19 protein-coding genes are annotated in these 22,898 nt (G+C 69.3%); 12 read left to right on the top strand and 7 right to left on the bottom strand.

Features of this window, described 5'->3' with window-relative positions; all coding sequences use genetic code 11:
• The first annotated feature begins 13 nt into the window (after window positions 1–13).
• On the top strand, window positions 14–910 hold the full coding sequence (locus ABD732_RS17425) for a polyphosphate kinase 2 family protein (RefSeq protein WP_344785835.1): 897 nt from the start codon (window positions 14–16) through the stop codon (window positions 908–910).
• 65 nt (window positions 911–975) lie between these two features.
• Here the strand turns inward: ABD732_RS17425 and ABD732_RS17420 are convergent, their stop codons facing one another.
• Complete coding sequence (locus ABD732_RS17420; RefSeq protein WP_344785833.1) at window positions 976–2,637, bottom strand: class I adenylate-forming enzyme family protein; 1,662 nt, start codon at window positions 2,635–2,637, stop codon at window positions 976–978.
• Between the two features lie 53 nt (window positions 2,638–2,690).
• Here ABD732_RS17420 and ABD732_RS17415 point away from each other — a divergent pair, with 53 nt between their 5' ends.
• The 6 genes from ABD732_RS17415 to ABD732_RS17390 all read left to right on the top strand — a co-directional run bounded on the left by ABD732_RS17415 (window position 2,691) and on the right by ABD732_RS17390 (window position 11,130).
• The gene (locus ABD732_RS17415) at window positions 2,691–3,542 is read left to right on the top strand and encodes a TetR family transcriptional regulator (RefSeq protein ID WP_344785831.1); all 852 of its coding nucleotides are present in this window, start codon (window positions 2,691–2,693) and stop codon (window positions 3,540–3,542) included.
• Between the two features lie 167 nt (window positions 3,543–3,709).
• Window positions 3,710–4,666 carry a cyclase family protein gene (locus ABD732_RS17410; protein WP_344785829.1) on the top strand — a complete coding sequence of 319 codons (957 nt, stop codon included), beginning with the start codon at window positions 3,710–3,712 and terminating at the stop codon, window positions 4,664–4,666.
• Window positions 4,663–6,324 carry an AMP-binding protein gene (locus tag ABD732_RS17405; protein ID WP_344785827.1) on the top strand — a complete coding sequence of 554 codons (1,662 nt, stop codon included), beginning with the start codon at window positions 4,663–4,665 and terminating at the stop codon, window positions 6,322–6,324. The genes ABD732_RS17410 and ABD732_RS17405 overlap by 4 nt, the downstream gene beginning before the upstream one ends.
• Window positions 6,325–6,348: 24 nt before the next feature.
• Complete coding sequence (locus ABD732_RS17400; RefSeq protein ID WP_344785825.1) at window positions 6,349–7,968, top strand: amidase; 1,620 nt, start codon at window positions 6,349–6,351, stop codon at window positions 7,966–7,968.
• A gap of 612 nt (window positions 7,969–8,580) precedes the next feature.
• Entirely contained in the window at window positions 8,581–10,206 is a 1,626-nt protein-coding gene (gene groL, locus ABD732_RS17395; RefSeq protein WP_344785823.1) for a chaperonin GroEL, read from the top strand.
• 102 nt (window positions 10,207–10,308) lie between these two features.
• Window positions 10,309–11,130, top strand: coding sequence for a tyrosine-protein phosphatase (locus ABD732_RS17390; RefSeq protein WP_344785821.1), 822 nt, complete (start codon window positions 10,309–10,311; stop codon window positions 11,128–11,130).
• A gap of 16 nt (window positions 11,131–11,146) precedes the next feature.
• Here ABD732_RS17390 and soxR read toward each other — a convergent pair whose 3' ends face one another.
• Window positions 11,147–11,611, bottom strand: a complete 465-nt coding sequence (gene soxR, locus ABD732_RS17385; protein ID WP_425553086.1) for a redox-sensitive transcriptional activator SoxR — start codon at window positions 11,609–11,611, stop codon at window positions 11,147–11,149.
• A 53-nt stretch (window positions 11,612–11,664) separates the two neighbouring features.
• Between soxR and ABD732_RS17380 the strand changes: the two genes are divergently transcribed.
• The 5 genes from ABD732_RS17380 (at window position 11,665) to ABD732_RS17360 (ending at window position 16,725) form a co-directional block, all read left to right on the top strand.
• Window positions 11,665–13,542: an ABC transporter ATP-binding protein gene (locus ABD732_RS17380; protein WP_344785819.1), complete on the top strand. Its 1,878-nt coding sequence runs from the start codon at window positions 11,665–11,667 to the stop codon at window positions 13,540–13,542.
• 39 nt (window positions 13,543–13,581) lie between these two features.
• A complete protein-coding gene (locus tag ABD732_RS17375) occupies window positions 13,582–14,397 on the top strand; it encodes a tyrosine-protein phosphatase (RefSeq protein ID WP_344785817.1) in 816 nt (271 codons plus the stop codon).
• 25 nt (window positions 14,398–14,422) lie between these two features.
• Entirely contained in the window at window positions 14,423–14,866 is a 444-nt protein-coding gene (locus ABD732_RS17370) for an SRPBCC family protein (protein WP_344785814.1), read from the top strand.
• Between the two features lie 85 nt (window positions 14,867–14,951).
• On the top strand, window positions 14,952–15,905 hold the full coding sequence (gene ppk2, locus ABD732_RS17365) for a polyphosphate kinase 2 (RefSeq protein WP_344785812.1): 954 nt from the start codon (window positions 14,952–14,954) through the stop codon (window positions 15,903–15,905).
• Window positions 15,906–15,915: 10 nt separating this feature from the next.
• Entirely contained in the window at window positions 15,916–16,725 is an 810-nt protein-coding gene (locus ABD732_RS17360; protein ID WP_344785810.1) for a hypothetical protein, read from the top strand.
• Window positions 16,726–16,740: 15 nt separating this feature from the next.
• On the opposite strand, the gene ABD732_RS17355 is transcribed toward ABD732_RS17360, so the two are convergent.
• The 5 genes from ABD732_RS17355 to ABD732_RS17335 all read right to left on the bottom strand — a co-directional run bounded on the left by ABD732_RS17355 (window position 16,741) and on the right by ABD732_RS17335 (window position 22,860).
• Window positions 16,741–17,379 carry a (2Fe-2S)-binding protein gene (locus ABD732_RS17355; protein ID WP_344785808.1) on the bottom strand — a complete coding sequence of 213 codons (639 nt, stop codon included), beginning with the start codon at window positions 17,377–17,379 and terminating at the stop codon, window positions 16,741–16,743.
• Between the two features lie 13 nt (window positions 17,380–17,392).
• Complete coding sequence (locus ABD732_RS17350; protein ID WP_344785806.1) at window positions 17,393–19,435, bottom strand: prolyl oligopeptidase family serine peptidase; 2,043 nt, start codon at window positions 19,433–19,435, stop codon at window positions 17,393–17,395.
• Window positions 19,436–19,573: 138 nt separating this feature from the next.
• Window positions 19,574–20,803: an NADH:flavin oxidoreductase gene (locus tag ABD732_RS17345; protein ID WP_344785805.1), complete on the bottom strand. Its 1,230-nt coding sequence runs from the start codon at window positions 20,801–20,803 to the stop codon at window positions 19,574–19,576.
• Between the two features lie 50 nt (window positions 20,804–20,853).
• Window positions 20,854–21,417 carry a TetR/AcrR family transcriptional regulator gene (locus tag ABD732_RS17340; protein WP_344785803.1) on the bottom strand — a complete coding sequence of 188 codons (564 nt, stop codon included), beginning with the start codon at window positions 21,415–21,417 and terminating at the stop codon, window positions 20,854–20,856.
• Between the two features lie 36 nt (window positions 21,418–21,453).
• Window positions 21,454–22,860 (bottom strand): MFS transporter, encoded by a 1,407-nt coding sequence (locus tag ABD732_RS17335; RefSeq protein WP_344785801.1) that lies wholly within the window; start codon window positions 22,858–22,860, stop codon window positions 21,454–21,456.
• Between the last annotated feature and the right edge of the window lie 38 nt (window positions 22,861–22,898).

Genomic DNA, 22,898 nt, shown 5'->3' with positions numbered 1-22,898 from the left:
GGGGCCCGAGATCATGGGGGCATCGGCGAAATGGTCGAAGCTGGCGAAGGCGACGCTCGTCCCGCCGGGGGCGAAGGTCGACCTCGCGAAGGACTACGACACGGCCTACAAGCCGCCCGGGATGAAGAAGGCCGACGGCCTGGCTCAGCTGGCGGCGGGCAAGGAACAGCTCTTCGCGCTCCAGGACAAGTTCTACGCGCAGGCCGATCGGTCCCTTCTCATCGTCTTGCAGGCGATCGACGCCGCGGGCAAGGACGGCACCATCAAGCACGTGATGTCCGGCGTCAATCCGGAGGGCGTCGACGTCCACAGCTTCAAGGCGCCGTCGGCGCAGGAGCGCGCGCACGACTACCTGTGGCGCCATCTGAAGGTGCTGCCCGAGCTGGGGCGGATCGGGGTGTTCAACCGATCGCACTACGAGAACGTGCTCGTGACCCGGGTGCATCCGGAGATGCTGTGGCCCAAGACGGCGGTGCCGTTCGGGGACGGGGTCTGGCAGCGTCGGTACGACGAGATCAACGCGTGGGAGAAGTACCTGACCGACAACGGCACGACGGTCGTCAAGCTGTTCCTCAACGTCTCCAAGCAGGAGCAGGCGCGCCGGTTCCTGGCGCGGATCGACGAGCCCGCGAAGAACTGGAAGTTCTCGGCGACCGATATGGCCGAGCGTGAGCGCTGGCCCGACTACCAGAAGGCGTTCACCGAGATGCTCAGCAATACGAGCACTTCGTACGCGCCGTGGCATGTGATCCCCGCCGACCACAAATGGGCCGGGCACCTGATGACCTTCGCGGTGCTCCTGGACACGATGAAGGGCCTCGACCCGCAGTACCCGACGGTGTCCAGGGCCGATCTCGCCACCCTGGAGTCGTACCGGGGCCCGCTGACCGCCGAAGTCGGCGGCCGCTGACCGGAGGACCGGGGTGACACCGGTCGACCGGTGGCGGTCGGCCGCAGGCGGTCGGCGCCGTCAGATCAGCGGAGCTCCCGCCGCAGGATCTTGCCGGTCGCTGTCCGCGGCAGCGCGCCGACCACTTCGACCTCCCGCGGATACTTGAACGCGGCCAGGTTCTCCCGGCAGTACGCGATCACCTCGTCGGCGTCGAGGGCGGTGTCCGGGCGGGCGACGACGAAGGCCTTCACCGTCTCGCCGCGGTACTCGTCCGGGATGCCGACCACGGCGGCCTCGGCGATGTCGGGGTGGCTCGCCAGCACCCGCTCCACTTCCGACGGCCACACCTTGTATCCGGCGGCGTTGATCATGTCCTTCTTCCGGTCCACCAGGTAGAACCAGCCGTCCGCATCCATGAACCCGACGTCGCCGGTGTGCAGCGCGCCGCCGGAGAAGGCGTCGGCGGTGGCCTCCGGATCGTGCCAGTATCCGGGGATCACCTGCGGGCCCATGGTGACCAGCTCGCCGATCTCGCCGACCGGGAGGTCGTGACCGTCGTCGTCGACGATGCGGACCACCGTGTCGAAGACCGGGACCCCCACCGACAGCACACCGGAATCGGGATCGATCGGTGCGCGGGTGCCCGGGGGGACCGCGTGCGACGGCGACGTGGTCTCGGTCTGGCCGTAGATGTTGTGGATGTAGCCGCCGAGGCGGTCTTCCAGGCTCTCCGCGATCTCCGGGTCGATCGGTGCGCCGCCGGAGTAACGCAGTCGCAGAGAGCTCAGGTCGTCGGCTTCGACGTCCGGCGAATCGGCCAGCGCGATGTAGGCGGTGATCACCGCGACGGTGAAGACCGGCCGGTGCGTGCGCGCGGCTTCGGCGATCACTCCGGGGTGCACGCGGTGGGTCAGAACCAGCGGGGACATCGTGAGCATGGCCAGCGCCACGCCGCCGACCAGGCCCGTCACGTGGAAGATCGGGGACAGTGCGAGGACCGGTTCCCCGGTCTTCAAGCCGCTCCAGTCGCGGTACACCTGGGCGTTGAAGGCCAGGTTCGCATGGGTCAGCTGCGCGCCCTTCGGCGGTCCGGTGGTGCCCGAGGTGGCGGCGAGTACGGCGACGTCGGGCGGCCCGATCCGGCGCTGCACTCCGGTCGCGCCGTCACCGGGCCGGTAGCCGTCCACCAGCGCGGTCAGGTCCACGGTGTCGGCCGGCCGACGGCGCACCACGCCGTCGAAGACCCGCGGGTCGTCGGTCGACTGACCGTCGAGGGCGCTGACGGTGACCACCATCCGGACGCCGGTGGTGCCCGCGGCCAGCACCGCGCGAACCCGCTCGGTGTACAGGTCCTCGAGGACCAGCAGGGCGCTCGGAGTGAAGGCGGCCAGACGGTCGGCGAGTTCTTCGGCCGTCGACATCGGGCTGAGCAGCGCCGCGGTGCCGCCGGCCTTCCAGGCGGCGACCAGACCGACCACGAAGGCCGGATCGTTCTGCAGGCACAGGCCCAGCCGGTCGCCGGGGCAGAAGCCGCGGGCGATCAGGAGCGAGGCCAGTGCCTCGGCGGCGTGATCCACCTGGGCCCAGGTCAGCGTCTGGTCGAAGTAGCAGATCGCGGGTTGCTGCGGGGCCTGCGCGACGGCGGCGTCGAAGACGTCGAGAGCGGTCGCGAAGGCCCGTCGCAGATGCGTGGGGCGGCCCGGCGGGTAGGCGCGAAGCCAGGGTCTGTCGTCGTACCCGGTCACGCCGTCAGTCTAGGGCGGTCCGCTCCGCCGGACAGCCGCCTACCATGTTCAGTATGACTGAACTCGGCGGCGGAGTGGGCGGCGCGGTACGCGCCCTGCGGCAGCGGCGTGGCATCACGCTGCGTGAGCTCGCCGCCGACCTCGGCGTCAGTCCCGGGACGATGAGTGCGATCGAGAACGGCAAGGTGGCCGTCACGGTGGAGCGTCTTCAGCAACTCGCAGCCGTCCTGCACGTCGGTGTCGCCGAACTCGTGGCGCCTCCCTTCGAGCCCGTACTGGCCCGGCCCGAGTCCGTGGACGCCGGCGCCGACTGGGCCGTCTTCGACAGGCTGGAGCTGGACCCCGTCCTCGCCGCCGCCGTGGAGGTGTTTGCCGAGACCGGATACCACGGCGCCACCATGCGGGTGGTGGCCGCCGCGGCCGACCTGAGCGTGGCCGGGATCTATCGCTATCACCGCAGTAAGCAGCGATTACTCGTGGCCCTGGCCGATGCTCAGCTGAGCGATCTGGGGTGGCGGGTAGAGGCGGCCGCGGCGCAGGCTCCGGATCCGGCGCAGGCCTTCGCGGCGATGGTGCGGGCCCTGGTGCTGTGTCAGATCAGCCGCCGGGAGCTGGCCTTCATCGTCGAAACCGAACTGCGCAGCCTGCAAGAGCCCGATCGCTCGCGGATCGCAGCACTGCGCCACGGGGTGCAGCGCCGCTTCGTCGAGGTGGCCGACGAGGCCGTCCGGGCCGGCCTGTTCACCACCGCCGCGCCGGCCGCCGGTGCAGAGGCGGTGGTCTCCCTGTGCCGGGCGGTTCCCTTCCGTTTCGACGGCGCCGCGCTGCCGGACGGACCGGCGCTCGCAATCGAGTACGCGGCCTTGGCGAGCGCTATGATGGGCGGCAGTGTTCAGCTGAGCTGAACTACGGTGCGACGCCGAGATGGATCGCAAAAGGCCCAGGTGGCGGCTATTTCCGCCGAACACTTGACGAAAGCCGGACCATCTGTGATGGTCATCTCACCGACCGGAGTTAACGTTCGTTCGCACGACTCCGGCGGTAATGACCACGATCCGAAAGGTCCTCCGCGATGACTTCTGTACCTGACCTCACCGACCTGCTCGCCGACTCGCCCACCAACTGGGGCAAGTGGGGGCCGGACGACGAAGTCGGCAGCCTCAACTACCTGACTGCCGAGCAGGTTCTGCGCGGCGCCGCACTGATCAAGCGCGGCGAACTGTTCGCCCTGCAGCGGCTCATCGGCGACCCGAAGGGCGACCCGGTCTGGCCGGGGCGCTCACCGGCGACCAAAGAGATGGTCTGGGACGAGTCCGACTGGGACGAGGGCGGAGAGGGGCCGCAGTTCCCCGGTGGACTCCACTACGCCGACGACAAGCTGGAGGCCTTCCTGCAGGGATCCACGCAGTACGACGCCCTCGGTCACGTCTGGTACGACGGCCAGATCTGGAACGGCTACGACGCGCGCACCACGATCGGCGGCCTGGAGAAGGCCAGTGTCGCGCCGATCGCCGAACGCGGCGTCGCCGGCCGCGCGGTGCTGCTCGACCTGGCCCGCTGGCGCGGAGTGGAGGCGCTCGGCGCCCGGGAAGCCTTCGATCACGAGGACCTGCAGGCCTGCGCCGCCGCGCAGGGCGTGGAACTGCGCCCGCGCGACATCCTGATCCTGCGCACCAACCACCTCGAGCTCTTCTTCCAGGACGAGAAGGCCTTCTACGCCGACTTCGGCGAGCCCGGTCTGGTCTACTCGCCGGAACTGGTCCGCTGGTTCGCCGACATGGAGATCCCGAACCTGGTCACCGACACCATCGCCAACGAGGTGACCTTCGATCCCGACAGCGGCGCCGCGCTGGTGCTGCACAACGCGCTCATGCGCAACCTGGGAATCGCGTTCACCGAGATCTGCGATCTGGAGAAGCTGGCCGCCGATTGTGCGTCCGACGGCGTCTACGAGTTCTTCTACGTGGCCGCACCCCTGAAGATCCACGGCGCCAGCGGCTCGCCGGTGAACCCGGTGGTGATCAAGTGAGCTACGCCGACCGTCCCTGGCTGGCCCGGTACCCGGAGGGGACGCCGGCCGACCTCGAGGTCGAGTACCCGTCGGCGCTCGCGGTCTTCGACGCGGCGGTGGCCGCCGCACCGGATGCCGAGTTCCTGCACTATTTCGGCACCGCGCAGACCTTCGCCGACGTCGACCGGGCGGCGCGCGCCCTCGCCGCCGCGCTCGCGGAGCGCGGCTTCTCCCGCGGAGACCGTTTGGCCCTGTACGTGCAGAACAATCCGGCCTTCGTCATCGGCATGGTCGCGGCCTGGCGGCTGGGCGGTGCCGCGGTGGCGATCAACCCGATGAACAAGGAACGTGAACTCTCCTATCTGCTGAAGGACTCGGGGGCGACGGCGCTGCTGGCCCTGGACGATCTCTACGCGACGATCGGCCAGGGGGTGGTCGACACCGGCGAGACCTCGGTGACCACAGTGATCACCTGCTCTCCGCTGGACATGCAAGAGCGCGACGACGACCGACTGTTCGCGGGTCAGGAGCGCGTGCGGACGCCCGGCACGCTGGATCTGGCGGAGCTGATCGCCGCCGGCGGCGGCGAGGATCTCCCCGACCCGGCCCCGGCCGCCGACGACATCGCCGTGCTGGCCTACACCTCCGGCACCACCGGCGACCCGAAGGGGGCGATGAACACCCAGGGGAACTTCGCCTTCAACGCCCAGGTCTATCGCGACTGGACCGGTCTGCAAGCCGGGGAACCCATCCTCGGCATCGCGCCGCTGTTCCACATCACCGGACTGGTGGGGCACATCATGACCGCGATGCTGGTGCGTGCACCGTTGGTGCTGGCGCATCGCTTCGAGCCGTCGGTGATGGTCGACGCCATCCGCGAGTACCGCCCGGTGTTCACCATCGGCGCCATCACCGCGTTCAACGCGCTGGCCGCGGCGCCGGGGGCGACGCCGGACGACCTGTCCAGCCTGCGGATCCTGTACTCCGGCGGCGCGCCGATCGCCCCGGCGGTCGGGGACCGGCTGGAGCAGATCTACGGCGCCTACATTCACAACATCTACGGCCTCACCGAGACCAACTCGCCCTCGCACGCGGTGCCGCGCGGAGTGCGGGCGCCCGTCGATCCCGACTCCGGGGCGCTGTCGGTCGGGGTGCCGGTGATGAACACCGTGGTCCGCGTGGTCGGCGCCGACGGCCGGGACGTCCCGGTCGGCGAGGTCGGCGAGTTCGTCACCTCCGGTCCCCAGGTGGTGCCCGGGTACTGGAACAAACCGGAGGCCTCGGCGTCGTCGATCCCCGGCGGCGAACTGCACACCGGCGACGTCGGATTCATGGACGCCGACGGCTGGTTCTACGTGGTCGACCGGAAGAAGGACATGATCAACGCCTCCGGCTACAAGGTGTGGCCGCGGGAGGTGGAGGACGTGTTGTACACGCATCCCGCGGTGCGCGAGGCGGCCGTGGTCGGCGTGCCCGACGAGTACCGCGGCGAGACGGTCAAGGCCTTCGTCTCCCTGCAGGGCGATGCCTCCGCGACCCCCGAGGAGATCATCGAGTTCGCGAAGGCGCAGATGGCGGCCTACAAGTATCCGCGCAGCGTCGAGATCGTCGACGAACTGCCCAAGACGGTGACCGGCAAGATCCTGCGCCGGGAACTGCGTGACGCGGTGGGGTGACCCCACGACCACCCGCCATGCGTCGTGAACAGCGGCCCCTCTCCCGTCCCCGGGGAGAGGGGCCGCTCGCCTCCTCTCCGCGGCCGGCTCGCCGCCCGTCTCGCTCGTCGAGGCGAGGATCCAGGTCGTCCTTCCCCCTGTACGCTGCGACGAATGAGGTCGAGCCGTGGACGGTGGGACGGTGCCGAGTGGTCGCACGACGGGGGTGCCGTGACAGAGGCTTCCGCCACCGCCCTGGGCAGAGCGATCCGTTCGGGCACGCTGACTTCGAGACAGGTCGTCGGCGAGCACATCGACATCCTGCGCCGGCGATCCGACCTGGGTGCGGTAGCGGAGGATCGCTTCGACGAGGCTCTGGCCGAAGCCGACGCAGCAGACCGGATGGTCTCGGACGCGGCTGCGCCGGAGTCGCTGCCTCCCTTGTTGGGCGTGCCCTTCACGGTCAAGGAATCGATTCCCGTCGCCGGGATGCCGCACACCGGTGGCCTGGCGAGCCGCCGCGGATTGCGCGCAGCGGATGACGCGGTAGCGGTTCAGCGGCTTCGTGCCGCCGGGGCGATCGTGGTCGCTGTCACCAATACCGCCGAGCTGTGCCTCGGGATCGAAAGCTACAACCCGCTGTATGGCCGCACCCGCAATCCCTACGACACCTCCCGCGTGGCAGGTGGATCCTCCGGTGGCGAAGGGGCGGCGGTCGGCGCGGGCGGGGTGCCGTTCGGTGTGGGTGCCGACACCGGTGGCTCGATCCGGATTCCGGCGTTCTTCTGTGGCGTGTTCGGGCATAAGCCGACTCCAGGTCTGGTCCCCAGCGCCGAGCAGATCCCGTCCCTGACCAGACACGCGGGAACTGCCTCGGATCCGATGGAGACGATCGGTCCGCTAGCCCGCCGGGCCGAAGACCTGATGCCGTTGCTGCGCATCATCGCCGACCCGGATGCGGTCGAAGCCATCCCCGACCCCCACGCGGTGAAGTTCGACGGGCGGCCGATCGTGGTACCGGATCACTCCACCTACCTGCGTCCGATCGCCGCCGAGTTGTCGGCCGCCCGCGACCGGGCGGCCCGCGTGCTCGCCGACGCAGGGGGTGTCGTCCAGCACGTGTCACTTCCCGGTCTGCGGCGAGCGGCACAGTTCTACCTGATCGAGTTGCGCAAACACGCCGGCACTTCCGTGGCCGACCTGTTCGACCTGTTCGCCGAGTCGCCGTACGACGGCCGGCTGCCTGCATGGACCCGCGCACACAGCCTTCAACTCAAACTCGCGATCATCGGCGACAGGATCGCCGGCGCCGTCCCGGCCGCCGTGCAGCGCAGGATCGCCGCGGCCGGACGCGAGCTGGCCGCCGAGATCGAGGCGGCGATGGGTGATGGCGTGCTCTTACATCCCCCGTTCCCGCGAACCGCACCTCGCCACAGCGGCACGCTTGCCCGCCCGTGGCTGTTCGGCGGTGCGTCGGTGTTCAACCTTCTCGCGCTCCCCGTCACCGAAGTGCCTCTCGGGCTCGACCGTCGGGGGCTTCCGCTAGGCATTCAAGTGGCCGCCGCAGCCGGTAACGACCATCTCACCATCGCCGCTGCACTCCACCTGGAACGCGGTGTCGGTGGTTGGGTGCCGCCCGGGGGACGCGCGCCGATCGTCCGTTGAATCTGGGTGCGCTGTGACCGAGGACGGCGACTCGCCCCGGCCGACGGCGACGACGGGGTCGGACCTCTGCCTGCCGGCTGTGTACGGATTCGACAGCGTCAGTTCATCTGCGCTCTCCGGCGGGTTCAGGCGGCGCTGCTGTCCTGGCTGGATGGGATACCTGATGACCATGGGCGCATTCGCGATCGTGCCGCTGACGGCTCTGCTGTTCACGCGCGAGGAGCGGCGCGTGAGTGCGGAGTCCTCGTCCGACTGAGTCGATCTCGACTCCGCTCGATCGGCGAGGGGCCGCTCGATCGGCTGGAGTTCCGCTGGACACCGGCTCGCTCAGCGGAACGGGCGGTAATGCGCCCTCGGTGGCGCGTATACGGCCGATGTTCGGCGCCGCGTCCGACGACGCGGCCGTTCGCCTTCGACGAACCTGTGCCGGACCGACTCGATGCGCCTTGCACTCGCAGGGTGTGAGTGCTAAAAACGAGGTTGGCACTCGCAGTGTGTGAGTGCCAGGTCGGGACGGTGAGGCCGGTCCTACAGACACCCCGGTCGTCCGTCGCGGGCACCGAGTCCGGCCAGAGAACCTAGTGTCACCCCCCACCGGAGGATCACTGAACTATGGCCAAGCAGATTGCTTTTGATGAAGAGGCCCGTCGCGGCCTCGAGCGGGGTCTGAACGTCCTCGCCGACACCGTCAAGGTGACGCTGGGACCCAAGGGTCGCAACGTCGTCCTGGAGAAGAAGTGGGGCGCCCCCACGATCACCAACGATGGCGTGTCCATCGCCAAGGAGATCGAGCTGGAGGACGCCTACGAGAAGATCGGCGCCGAGCTGGTCAAGGAAGTCGCCAAGAAGACCGACGACGTCGCGGGCGACGGCACCACCACCGCCACCGTGCTGGCGCAGGCGCTGGTCCGCGAGGGCCTGCGCAACGTTGCGGCCGGCTCCAACCCGATGGGCCTCAAGCGCGGCATCGAGAAGGCCGTCGAGGCCGTCTCCTCCTCGCTGCTCGACTCCGCCAAGGAGGTCGAGACCAAGGAGCAGATCGCTGCCACCGCCGGCATCTCCGCCGGTGACCAGTCCATCGGCGACCTGATCGCCGAGGCCATGGACAAGGTCGGCAACGAGGGTGTCATCACCGTCGAGGAGTCGAACACCTTCGGCCTGCAGCTGGAGCTCACCGAGGGTATGCGCTTCGACAAGGGCTACATCTCGGGCTACATGGTCACCGACGTCGACCGCCAGGAAGCTGTCCTGGAGGATCCGTACATCCTGACCTACGCCGGCAAGATCTCGACCGTCAAGGACCTGCTCCCGCTGCTGGAGAAGGTCATTCAGGCCGGTAAGCCGCTGCTGATCATCGCCGAGGACGTCGAGGGCGAAGCCCTGTCGACCCTCGTGGTGAACAAGCTGCGCGGCACCTTCAAGTCCGTCGCCGTCAAGGCTCCGGGCTTCGGTGACCGTCGCAAGGCCATGCTCGCCGACATCGCCATCCTCACCGGTGGCGAGGTCATCAGCGAAGAGGTCGGCCTCAGCCTGGAGACCGCGGGCCTGGAGTCCTTGGGTACCGCGCGCAAGATCGTCGTCACCAAGGATGAGACCACCATCGTCGACGGTGCCGGTGACAACGAGCAGATCGCCGGCCGCGTGGCCCAGATCCGCAACGAGATCGAGAACAGCGACAGCGACTACGACCGCGAGAAGCTGCAGGAGCGCCTGGCCAAGCTGGCCGGCGGTGTTGCGGTGATCAAGGCCGGCGCTGCCACCGAGGTGGAGCTCAAGGAGCGCAAGCACCGCATCGAAGATGCCGTGCGCAACGCCAAGGCAGCCGTCGAGGAGGGCATCGTCGCCGGTGGCGGCGTGGCCCTGCTGCAGTCGGAGTCGGCCATCGACTCCCTCGATCTCGCGGGAGACGAGGCCACTGGCGCTTCGATCGTCGCGGCCGCCCTGGCGGCCCCGGCGCGTCAGATCGCCATCAACGCGGGGCTGGAGCCCGGCGTGGTCGCGGACAAGATCCGCAACTCGCCGCAGGGCACCGGCCTGAACGCCGCCACCGACGTCTACGAGGATCTCCTCGAGGCCGGCATCAACGACCCGGTGAAGGTCACCCGCTCGGCGCTGCAGAACGCAGCCTCGATCGCGGCCCTGTTCCTCACCACCGAGGCCGTCGTCGCCGACAAGCCCGAGAAGAACCCGGCCCCGGCCATGCCCGGCGGGGACGAGATGGGCGGCATGGGCTTCTGATCTGATCAGAACCCGCGTCGAACACGCGCAACGAAAGCCGGCCACCCCTCGCGGTGGCCGGCTTTCGGCATCGAGGAGCTGTTCCTGACTAGTCTCCTTCGTATGACTGAACGTGCCGCCGACCCGGACTCGGTGCCGGGTGCCCCGAGTCCGTTTCCCTCGCTCCCCAATTGGCGCGATCTCGGCTACTGGCCGGCCGGCGACGGCAAGATGGTCAAGCCGAAGACCGTCTATCGCACCGCGGAGTTCGAGCACACCAGTGCGGCCGACCTCAAAGCCGTCGGTGAACTCGGGCTGATCACCCTGGTGGATCTGCGCACCGCCGGAGAACGCGCGGCGTGCCCGGACCCGGTCTACCCGGACGTCGGGCCGCTGTGGCTGGACATTCTGAAAGACGTCCCGGCCACCGGCGGCGCCAATCCGACCAAGTATGTGAGCGATCCGGCGGCCATCAAGGCGCTCACGCCGGAGCTGGCGCAGCAGATGATGATCGACACCTACCGCCAGCTGATCGAGTCCGACAGCGCGCAGAAGTATTACAGCGAGTTCTACCAGCTGATGCTGGCCGACGACCTCACCCCCACGGCGTTCCATTGCACCACCGGCAAGGACCGGACCGGGTGGGCGGCGGCGTCGTTCCTGAGCCTGCTGGGGGTCGCGAAGAACGACGTCTACACCGACTACCTTCTCACCAACGAGCGCCTGCTGCCCGCCCTCGAACCACTGACCACTCCCCTGATCAAGCTGGGTGCCCACCAGGACGCGATCAACGCGATGATCGGTGTCCAGAAGGTCTACCTGGACACCGCCTTCGGGCTGGTCGAATCCGGCTGGGGTGGGCTGTCGAACTACTTCGACAAAGCTCTGGGGATCGATGCCGCCGCGCAGCAAGAACTGCGTGCCCGGTATCTGGTGGCCGGCTGAATAGGGGCTTCCCGAGTCAGTCGCTGTCCGGCGGCAGGAGCCGCCGCGCGCCGGGGCCCTCCGCGCCGAGGACGTCGCCGGGGTTGGCGTACGGGCAGGCTGTCAGCGACAGACAGCCGCAGCCGATGCAGCCGGCCAGGTTGTCGCGCAGCGCGGTCAACGCCTCGATGCGCCGATCCAGATCGGCCCGCCAGTCCTGCGCGAGCCGCGCCCAGTCGCGGCGGGTCGGCGGCTTCTCGTGCGGCAGATCGTCGAGCGCCTCCTTGATCCGCGCCAGCGGGATGCCCAGGGTCTGCGAGGCGCGGATGAAGGCGACCAGCCGGAGCGTGTCGCGCCGGTACTCGCGCCGGTTGCCCGCGGTCCGGCGGCTGCTGATCAGCCCGAACTGCTCGTAGTAGTGCAGCGTCGAGACGGCGACGCCGGCGCGTTCGGCCACCTGGCCGGGGCGCAGCCAGACCTCGTCGGCCGGAATCCGGTTCACCGCCGCCCCCTTCGCTTGACATCAAGTGCACTTGATGAAGTGAACTCTAGGGCATGAGTATGGAATCGGTGGCGTGGGACGTCATGTACAAGTCGATGCACACGCCGGACGCGCAGGCCCGCGCCGACCGCCGGGAGACGCTGCGGCGGATCGGCGACTTCGCCCGGCCGCACCGCCGGCGCATCCTGATCTTCTTGGCGCTGTCGGTGCTCACTGCGGTCCTCACCGTGATCACCCCGCTGCTCGCCGGGCGCGTGGTGAACCTGATCTCCGCCGCAGATCCCGGAGCCGGGCGGGCGATCGTAGGGCTGGCGCTGCTGATCGCCCTGATCGCCGTCGCCGAGGCGGCCACCTCGGTGGGCACCCGGTGGCTGTCGGCGAACATCGGCGAGGGCCTGATCCTGGATCTGCGGCGCGCGGTCTTCGATCACGTGCAGCGCATGCCGGTCGCCTTCTTCACCCGCACCCGCACCGGTGCGCTGGTGAGCAGGCTGAACAACGACGTGATCGGCGCTCAGCGCGCCTTCAGCGACACCCTCTCCGGGGTGGTGTCGAATGTGGTGACCCTGGTGCTGACCGTCGGCGTGATGGTGGCGATCAGCTGGCAGATCACCCTGCTGGCACTGGTGCTGCTGCCGGTGTTCGTGGTGCCGGCGCGGCGGATCGGGCGGCGGATGGCGGGCCTGGCCCGCGAGGGCGCCGAGTACGACGCGCGGATGTCGACCCAGATGACCGAGCGCTTCTCCGCTCCCGGTGCGACGCTGGTGAAACTGTTCGGCCGGCCCGACCACGAGTCCGCCGAGTTCGCACGTCGGGCCGACGCCGTCCGCGACATCGGGATCCGCCAGGCCATGCTGCAGACTTACTTCTACAGCGCGCTGATGCTGGTGTCGGCGCTGGCGCTGGCCCTGGTGTACGGGCTCGGCGGCGCGCTGGCGGTCGCCGGCCAGCTCTCGGCCGGTGCCGTGGTGTCCCTGGCCCTGTTGCTGACCCGCATGTACGCCCCGCTGACTGCGCTGGCCAATGCCCGCGTGGAGATCATGAGCGCGCTGGTCAGCTTCGAACGGGTCTTCGAGGTCCTCGATCTGGAGCCGCTGATCGCCGACCGGCCGGGCGCGACCGCGGTGCCGGGTGCCGACCGCGGCGTCGCCGTGCGGTTCGACGACGTGTCCTTCGCCTATCCGGCCGCCGACAAGGTGTCGCTGGCCTCCCTCGAGGAGGTCGCGCAACTGGACAGCCGGGGCGGCGCCGAGGTGCTGCACCGCGTCGACCTCGACGTGCCGGCGGGCTCGATGGTGGCCCTGGTCGGCAGTTCCGGGGCGGGGAAGTCGACCATCGCCGCCCTGGCCACCCGACTGTACGACGTCGACTCCGGCGCGGTGACCCTCAACGGCGCCGACGTGCGCGACCTGACGGCGGCCTCGGTGCACGCCACCGTCGGCCTGGTGACCCAGGACGGGCACCTGTTTCACGACACCGTGCGCGCCAACCTCGCCCTGGCCCGCCCGGGCGCCTCCGACGACGAGCTGTGGTCGGCACTGGAACGGGCCCGCCTCGAGCAGCTGGTGCGCGCGCTGCCGAACGGCCTGGACACCGTGGTCGGCGAACGCGGCTACCGCCTGTCCGGGGGTGAGCGCCAGCGCCTCACGATCGCCCGGCTGCTGCTGGCCCGGCCCGCAGTGGTGATCCTGGACGAGGCCACCGCCCATCTGGATTCCACGTCGGAGGCGGCGGTGGCCGAGGCGCTCGCCGAGGCTCTGGTCGGTCGCACCTCACTGGTGATCGCCCACCGGTTGTCCACCATCCGGGCCGCGGACCAGATCGTCGTGCTCGAGGACGGGCGCGTGGCCGAGCGCGGCGACCACCACAGCCTGCTGGAGCGCGGCGGACGTTACGCCGAGTTGTACCGGACCCAGTTCGCACCTGCCTGACCCCGGTGCGGACCGGTGGTCGGCGGCATAATGAGTCCTATGACTCAGGCTCCGGCGGCACTGCCCGCCCCCAGTCCCGTTCCCGCACTGCCGAATCTGCGCGACCTGGGCGGCTGGTCTACTGCCGACGGCCGAACCGTGAAGTCCGGCAAGCTCTTCCGCTCCACCGATTTCCGCAACGTGGCCGACGACGCTCAGGCCGCCCTGGCCGGACTGGACCTGCGCACCATCTACGATCTGCGCTCGGAGGCCGAGCGGCAGGCGCTGCCCGACCCGGCGCTCGCCGGTGTGACCGATGTTCCGCTGGACGTCCTGGCCGACTCCAAGCACGCCATCCCCGGCAACCTCAACAAGATCCTCGCCGATCCGACGGTCGTCGCCGAGTTCACCAAGCAGATGGCCGGCAAGTCCGCCGACTTCATCGCCGGGACCTACCGCGATCTGGTCACCATGCCCAGCGCCAAGAACTCCTATCGCCGCTTCTACCTCGGCCTGCTCGGCGAAGACTCCGGGCCCGCGCTGTTCCACTGCACCACGGGCAAGGACCGCACCGGGTGGGCGGCCGCCGGCTTCCTGAGTCTGATGGGCGTCGACCGCGACGCCGTCTACCACGACTATCTGGAGACCAACGAGCGCCTGCTGCCGTCGCTGGCCCCGCTGTTCGACGAGTTCGCCGCTGCCGGTGGCGATCCGGAGGCCTTGCGTCCGCTGCTGGGCGTACGGCGCGAGTACCTCGATGCCGCCTTCGCCGAGGTAGCGAAGGCCTACGGGGACGTTGCCGGATACTTCGCGCAGGGGCTCGGAATCGACGCCGCGGGCCAGGACCGGCTGCGTGACCGATACCTGCTCGGTTGATCGGCGCGCGGGGTAGATTCTTCCCATGGCTGTCTCCGTTTCCAAAGAGTTCGATATCAACGCCCCCCTCGCCGTGGTGATGGAGGTCCTGCAGGACATTCCGGCGCTGCCCGACTGGTCCAGCGCCCACAGTGCCGCCGAAGTGCTCACCACGCACGACGACGGCACCCCGGACAAGGTGTCGGTCTCGGTCGGCATGATCGGCATCAACGACGATCAGCAGTTGTCCTACACGTGGACCGACAACGTGTGCGCGTGGAGCCTGGTGGAGAGCTCGCAGCTGGCCGAGCAGGAGGGCAGCTACACGCTGTCCGCCGTCGGCGACAACAAGACTCACGTCAAGTTCGAGCTCACCGTCGACCTGAAGATCAAGCTGCCCGGTCTGCTGGTGAAGCAGGGGCAGAAGAAGGCCGCCGACACCGCGAAGAAGGGTCTCACCGCCGAGTCGGAGAAGCGCGCCAAGGAGTGACCGGTCGCGCTCGGGGAGGGGCTTTGGGCCCCTTCCCGAGTCTTCCGGCCGTCCGTCCCGGCCGAACGGACGATAGAGTGAAGCCGTGGATGACTACCTCTCCGTGAGCGAGTTGGGGATCGGTGACGACCTGAGCAAGGTCTCCGGTCGCAAGGCGCTCCAGAACATCGTCGATCTGAACGACACCAGCGGATTCGTCGTGGTCGACGACGATGACGACGACCCGATTCTGCTGACGCTGCCGCAGCGGAACGTCGTCGACACCTGGCGTGAGGACTACCCGTACGACGAGCGGATGGACCGCACCGAGTACGAGTCGGACAAGCGGCGACTCCAGGTGGAGCTGCTGAAGCTGCAGAAGTGGTCCAAGCAGAACGGCATCCGGCACCTGATGGTCTTCGAGGGCCGGGACGCCGCCGGCAAGGGCGGCACCATCAAACGCTTCAACGAGCACCTCAATCCCCGTGGTGCGCGCACCGTGGCGCTGGAGAAGCCGACCGAGCGCGAAGCCACCGAATGGTACTTCCAGCGCTACGTGCAGCACCTGCCCGCCGCCGGCGAGATGGTCTTCTTCGACCGCTCCTGGTACAACCGCGCCGGTGTGGAACGGGTGATGAGCTTCTGCACCCCCGACCAGTACGCGCAGTTCCTGGAGCAGGCCCCCGCCTTCGAGAAGATGCTGGTGGACGACGGCATCAACCTGGTCAAGTTCTGGTTCTCGGTGACGCCGCTGGAGCAGCGGACCCGGTTCGCGATCCGCCAGATCGATCCGGTGCGGCAGTGGAAGCTCTCGCCGATGGACCTGGCCTCGCTCGACCGTTGGCAGTCGTACACCGATGCCAAGGAGAACATGTTCGCCAAGACCGACACCGATTGGGCGCCGTGGACCGTGGTCAAGAGCAACGACAAGAAGCGTGCGCGGCTCAATGCCATGCGTCAGGTCCTGAGTCTGCACGAGTACGACGGCAAGGACCACGAGCTGGTCGGCGAACCGGATCCGCTGATCGTCGCCCGCGCACGCGACACCATCGGCGAGTGATCGGCTTCTCGTGCGTTCGCTGCTGACCGTCCTGTTCGTCCTGCTTGCGGCCGCCGCGATGATCGTCGCGGTGCCGACCATGTGGTCGACCGTGCACGTGGTCTCCGCCGACGGCTTCGCCGACGCGGCCTCGCGCGCCGCGGAGAAGCCCGAGGTCCAGGAGTTCTTCGCCGCCCAGATCGCCGACGAGGTGGCCCAGTCCACCGACCTGCCGATCGCCGGTGCGGCGGTCGCGCCGCTGGCGACCTCGTACACGCAGAGCCCGGCCTTCGTCACCGACTTCACCGAGATCGCGCGGCAGCAGCACGAATGGCTGTTCACCGAGCCCGCGCCGGGCACCAGTCCGCACGAGATGGATCTGGACATCACCCCGATGGTGAACCAGGTCCTCAGCCAGTCGCCGGTTCCCGTGCGGATCGATCACGCCCTCACCATCGAGGTGGACCAAAGCCGGCTCACCGCCGGCTCGATGGTCGAGACCGGCCGCCAGGTGACGCTGATCGGCTGGCTGTCGCTGCTCGTCGCCGCGATCGCGGCCCTCATCGCGCTCGTCCTGGGGCGCAACCGGTCGGCCGTGGTGGCCTGGCTCGGTCTCGGCGCGATCCTGGCCGGGGTGGTGAGCGTCCTGGCATCGCAGTACCTGCAGAGCCGGGCCGCCGACAGCGTCTCCGGCAGTGACCTGAGCACCCAGCAGACGGTCAAGGTGGTGGCCGGGGACGTCTTGCACGGGCTGACGGTCACCTCGTGGGTCGTCGCCGCCGTGGGACTGGCGGTCACCCTGATCGCGGCGGTCGCCATGCTGGTGGTCGGCCGCCGCTGAGCGGGCCGAGACGGGTCAGTCGCGTGCGGTGAGTGCGCAGTCGCCGCAGTAGCCGCCGGTCGCACTCCGGTAGAACAGGCAGCAGCTCCGCCGCCGGTGGGTCCGCGCGTCCAGCGCCCCGGCCAGGCGCCGATCGGTCAGTGCCGCGGCGACCAGCGGCTCGGCATCGTCGCCGAGCAACGATCCTGCGGTCACCAGACACGATGCGGCATTCCCCCACAGCAGGCCCGGGGCGGCCAGGTGGCCCCACGCGCTCACCAGCGGTGCCAGATGGCCGTCGATCACCTCGCCGGCCGGGGTGCCGCCTGGCGTCGGTGCGGCCATGTGCAGGACGGTGAAGCCGTCGTCCCGGCTGAACCGCAGCCGCTCGGGATCCAGTGCCACACTCCGTCCGGTGAGCAGGGCGGTGCCCAGCGCTACCGACCACAGGCGCGCCGCCCAGTCCAGGAACACCCACGACACCGCGACCCGGCGCTCGGCGGTGCCCAGGGCGGCGGCGGCCTCGTCGAACCGTTCCGCGGCCACCTCGGGGGTGCGCAGCAGCGCCGACGGGCGTCCACGCGTCGCCTCGGCGCGGCCGTGTCGCAACTCGAAGTAGGGCGTGATCGTCGCCAGCCGGTGCAAGGCTTCGGTCAGCGGCGGCCGGGACTCCACGGCGGTGCGGCGCTCAGTCGCCGGCGGCGCCGACGGTGCGCCAGAGGAACTCGTAGGCCAGCGCCGATTTGAAGGCCGCCTGCGCGTTGTCGGCGGCTCCGCCGTGGCCGCCCTCGATGTTCTCGTAGTAGGCGACCGGATGGCCCATCTCCTCCAGCCGGGCGACCAGTTTGCGGGCGTGCCCGGGGTGCACGCGGTCGTCGCGGGTGGAGGTGGTGACCAGCAGGTGCGGATAGCGCGCGTCGCGCGAGACCCGCTGATACGGCGAGTACTCGCTGATGAACGCCCACTCCTCCGGGTCGTCGGGATCGCCGTACTCGGCCATCCACGACGCGCCCGCCAGCAGCAGGTGGTAGCGCTTCATGTCGATCAGCGGAACCTGGCAGACCAGCGCGCCGAACAGCTCCGGGTAGCTGGTCAGCATCACGCCCATCAGCAGGCCGCCGTTCGAACCGCCTTGCGCCGCAAGCTGTTCGGTGGTGGTCAGCCCGCGGTCCACCAGGTCGCGGGCGACGGCCGCGAAGTCTTCGTAGACCAGGTGGCGGCCGGCCTTGCGGGCCTGTGTGTGCCACTGCGGGCCGTACTCGCCGCCGCCGCGGATGTTCGCGATCACGTAGATCCCGCCGTGGCTGATCCAGTTGCGGCCGGCGATCGCCGAGTAGCCGGGCGTCAGCGAGTTCTCGAAGCCGCCGTAGCCGTACAGCAGCGTCGGGCGCGGACCGTCGCCGGCATCGTCGCGCATCACGACGAAGTAGGGGATCTGGGTTCCGTCGTCGGAGGTGGCGAAGAACTGCCGGGTGGACACGGAGGCGGCGTCGAAGAACTCCGGGGTCGACTTCACCACGCTCACTGCGCTGGTCGCGTCACCGGACAGCAGGCTGGGCGCCTGGGTGAAGGAACTCGCCGACAGCCAGATCTCGTCGGTCTCGTCGGGATCGGTGTCGATCACCGCGAGCGTGGCCAGCTCGGGCAGTCCGCTGATCGGGGCCGGTTCCCAGTCGCCGAGGGTGCGCAGCTCCACCCGGGTGGCGACGTCGTGCAGGGTCACCAGTACCAGCCGGGAGAGGGTGAAGGCGTAGTCCTGCAGGCTGGTGTGCGCGTCCGGGGCGAACAGCACCCGGTGGCTGCGGTCGCCGGCCAGGAAGGCCGGGTAGTCGAACACCAGCAGCGTCCCGGCGGGATGGGTCACCCCGTCCACGGTCCACTCCGAGCGCGGCAGCACCGTCAGGAAGTCGCGGCGCACCGAGAAGTGCGCGTCGGTGGGGACGTCGATGAGCACCGGGACGCCGTCGATCAACTCGTAGTTCAGCGAGTTGAAGAAGTCGGTGGAGCGGGAGAAGAAGTGCCGCTCGAAGCCGGGAGTGTGGTCGAAGGCGGCGCCCGCGGCCACGTCCGTGACCTCGCCGGCGAAGACGGTGGGCGCCTCGTCCAGAGCGGTCCCGCGCTCCCAGCGCCGCGCCGTCCGCGGATAGCCGGAGGTGGTCAGCGCGGGTTCGCCGTCGGGGGTCCGGGCGAAATCGGTGCCCACGTACACGGTGTCCCGGTCGATCCAGCCGACGGACGACTTGGCTTCGGGCAGGGTGAAGCCGCCGTCCTCGGGCGTCACCCAGTCGCGGGTGAGGACGTCGAACTCGCGCACCACCGAGGCGTCGGCACCGCCCCGGGACAGCGAGACCAGCGCGCGGTCGTAGCTGCCGAAGCACAGGGCGACCCCGGCCCACACCCAGTTCTCGTCCTCGCTGCGGGCCAGCTCGTCCACGTCGATCAGCACGTCCCACTCCGGCTCGGGGGTGCGGTACGACTCGGCGGTGGTGCGGCGCCACAGCCCCTTCGGGTTCTTCGCGTCGCGCCAGAAGTTGTAGAGGTAGTCGCCGCGGCGCCGGACGTACGGGATCTTGTCGTCGGTGTCGAGGACCTCCAGTGCTTCCTCGCGCAGCCGGTCGAACCGGGGTGACGACGTCAGGTCGGCGACCGTCGGTTCGTTGCGCTCTCGCACCCAGGCGAGCGCCTGCTCGCCGGTGACGTCTTCCAGCCAGAGATGCGGGTCGGTGTCCATCCGCCCAGGCTATCGGTCTCGCCGGTCGGCGAACCCAGCGCCAGTCGGCAAACCCAGCGTCGGTCGGCAAACCCAGCAGTCGCGAGCGCTGGGTTCGCGGCCGAGTGCTGGGTTCACCTCGGGCGGGGCGGAGCGGCCTCAGGCCACCGGGTCGGGGACCTCACCGGTGCGGATGGGGCAGCGGGTCTGCGAGTAGATGGTCGGCATGCACAGGTTGCAGTGGGTGCACCGCGAGATCGTCGACGGATCGGCCGCCATGCGGCGCGGCAGATCCGGCTCGCGCAGCAGCGCCCGGGCCATCGCCACGAAGTCGAAGCCCTCCCGCATGGCCAGCTCGATGCTCGCCCGGTCGGTGACCCCGCCGAGGTAGATGATCGGCAGTGCGACCGCCTTGCGGAGCTCCGCCGCCAGCGGCAGCAGGTAGGCGTCGCGGTACGGGTAGTGCTTCAGGAACACCGGGCCGGCCGCTTTGAGCCCGGCGCGCATGGGGCCGGAGAAGGCCGCGGCGAAAGCCTGTCGGGGGGCCTCGCCGTGGAACAGGTACATCGGGTTCAGCAGCGAGCTGCCGGCCGTCGGCTCGATGGCGTCCAGGTGGCCGTCGGCTTCCAGCAGCCGGGCGGTCTCGCACGCCTCGTCGACGTTGAAGCCGCGCCACGGCTTCGGGCCGCGTCCCGGACCGGGCCGGCCGACACCGTCGTACATGTTGAGCTTGGCCCAGACGGCCACGTCCGGACCGACCGTTTCCCGGACGGTCTCGATCACCTCGCGGGCCAGCCGCGCCCGGTTGACCAGCGAGCCGCCGTAGGCGTCGCGGCGGTGGTTCAGCAGCGGGGAGAGGAACGAGCTGATCAGATAGTTGTGCCCGCAATGGATCTCCAGTGCGTCGAACCCGGAGTCGACGGCGAGGCGGGCCGCGGTCGCGAACTTCGCGCGCAGCGCCGGGATGTCGTCGACGTCCAGCTTCTGCGTCAGGGACATGCCCATGGGCGCCGGGATGGCGCCCGGACCGAGGGCCTTGGCGCGGTTGGACACCGAGTTGGCCACCGCGCCCGCATGCCCCAGCTGGGCCGCCGCCAGTGCGCCCTCGGAGTGGATCGCATCGGTCAGGCGTCGCAGACCGGGGACCGCTTCGTCGCGCATCCAGATCTGGTGCCGGTCGGTCCGGCCCTCCGGGGAGACGGCGCAGTAGGCGACCGTGCTGATTGCGACACCGCCGGCGGCGTGCTCGCGGTGGAACTCGATCAGCTCATCGGTGACCACCGCGTCGGGCGTCATGCCCTCGAAGGTGGCGCACTTGATCAGGCGATTGCGCAGATGCAGCGGGCCCAGCTGTGCGGGGGCGAACGGATCGGGGGCGGGAGAGGTCATGGCGAGTCCTAAGGGCTGGGACGGGGCTGGGAAACGGGGCTGGGGGCTGCTCAGGTGGAGAGACCGGCGATGAGGAAGGCACGCAACCCGGCTGCGACGGGCGGGGGCAGTGGTGCTCCCGGCGCCAACTGCGCCATCAGCAGCGCGAAGGCCAAGCGGCAGCGGCGGCGGGCCTCGGCGTCGTCGAGCTCGGGCCGCGCCTTCTGCAGCGCCTGCGCCCATCCGTCGATGCCGAACCAGGGTGCGTGCCAGCGGGTCTCAGGATGGGCCAGGACGAAGCGGGAGAGCAGCGAGAGGCGGAGGGCTCCGACGGGGTCGTCGAGCAGACCGTCGATCGGTGCGCAGACGGCCTCGACCAGTTCTTCGACGGTCAGCGAACGAGAGCTGATCTCGTCGAGGCGACCGGACCACACCGGTGCCAGCCGTGCCTCCAGCAGTGCAGCGACCAGCTGCTCCTTGGAGCCGAAGTGATAGTGCACGGCCGCCGGGTTGGCCTCCGCCTGCTGACAGATCCCACGCACGGAGACCGCCTCGTAGCCGTACTGCAGAAGCAGTTCCTCGGCGGCGTCGAGGAGTCGCTCGCGGGTCTTGACGCGCGGTCGGACCTGATCCATGCCGCTATTCAATCATGAGTTCAATCAGTTATTCAATCAACGATTGAATGGTCCTGCGCCGGCCAGCTCGCCGGTGGTCTCGTCGTCCGGCGACTCGCCGGGGATGTCGGTGCCGCGGATGGAGACGCCAGCGGTCTCCCGCAGGAACGACAGCGCCACCATGCCGATCACGCAGGCGCCCATCAGGTAGACGGCGGGGAACAGGTTCCAGCCGGTGTTGGAGACTACGGCCTCGTTCACCAGCGGTGCCGTGCCGCCGAAGAGGGCGGTGGACACGTTGTACGAGATCGCGAAGCCCGCGTAGCGGACCTGGGTGGGGAACATCGCCGGGAAGGTGGCCGAGATGGTGGCCAGCTGCGGGATGTACAGCACGCCCAGCACCACGAAGCCGAAGATCGCCCAGGCGAAGCCCTGGCCCATCAGCCAGTACATCGGCAGTGACAAGACGAACAGGCCGACCAGCGACCACCACCACATGGGCTTGCGTCCGGTCCGATCCGACCAGCGCCCGAAGAACGGGATCAGGCACATCATCACCACCTGGCCGATCAGCACGACGACCGAGCCGCTGTCTTCGCTCATCCCGATGGTGTTCTTCAAGTACTCGGGCTGGTAGGCCAGCAGCGTGTAGTTGGCCACGTTCAGCGCCACCACCATGCCGAACATGATCAGGATGGGGCGCCAGTACTCGAGGAGGGTCTCGCGCAGCTTGGTCCACAGCGAGACGTCGACGGCATCGGCGGCCTGCTCCTCCACCTCGGTGAAGACCGGTGAGTCCTCCAACTGCGACCGCAGGTACAGGCCGACCACACCCAGCGGCAGGGCCAGCAGGAACGGCAGGCGCCAGCCCCACGTGTACATCTGGTCCTCGGTCAGAGCCAGGTTCATCACCAGTACCAGTGCGGTACCCGAGGCGAAGCCGGCGAGCGTGCCGAACTCCAGGAAGCTGCCGAACCGCCCGCGCTTGCTGTCCGGGGAGTATTCGGCCATGAAGGTGGCCGCGCCGCCGTACTCGCCGCCGGTGGAGAAGCCCTGGACCACGCGCAGCGCGATCAGCAGGATCGGAGCCCAGATCCCGGCGACCGCGTGCGTCGGCAGCACGCCGATCAGTGCGGTGGAGATCGAGATCAGCAGGATGGTGATCGCCAGGACGTGTTTGCGGCCGAGCCGGTCGCCGATCGGGCCCCAGATGAAGCCGCCGAGCGGACGGAGGACGAAGGAGATCGCGAAACCGAGCATGGTGCCGATCGCGCCCATGCTGCCCGGGAAGAAGGCGTGGGTCAGGTAGGTCGCGGTGGCGGCGTAGACGCCGTAGTCGTACCACTCGGTGGCGTTGCCGATGGCCGAGGCGGAGATCGCCTTGCGGATCACCGCCGGCGATGGCGTGTCGAACTCTCCGGTCACGCCCTGGGGCGATTGGTCACGCGTCTGTTCGGGACTCATGGCGACTCCGGATCTGATCGATGGACACGGGGCTCCGG

It is taken from the genome of Gordonia caeni, from assembly GCF_039537105.1.
GTDB classification, from domain to species: domain Bacteria; phylum Actinomycetota; class Actinomycetes; order Mycobacteriales; family Mycobacteriaceae; genus Gordonia; species Gordonia caeni.
This window is presented reverse-complemented; position numbering and strand designations above follow the sequence as displayed.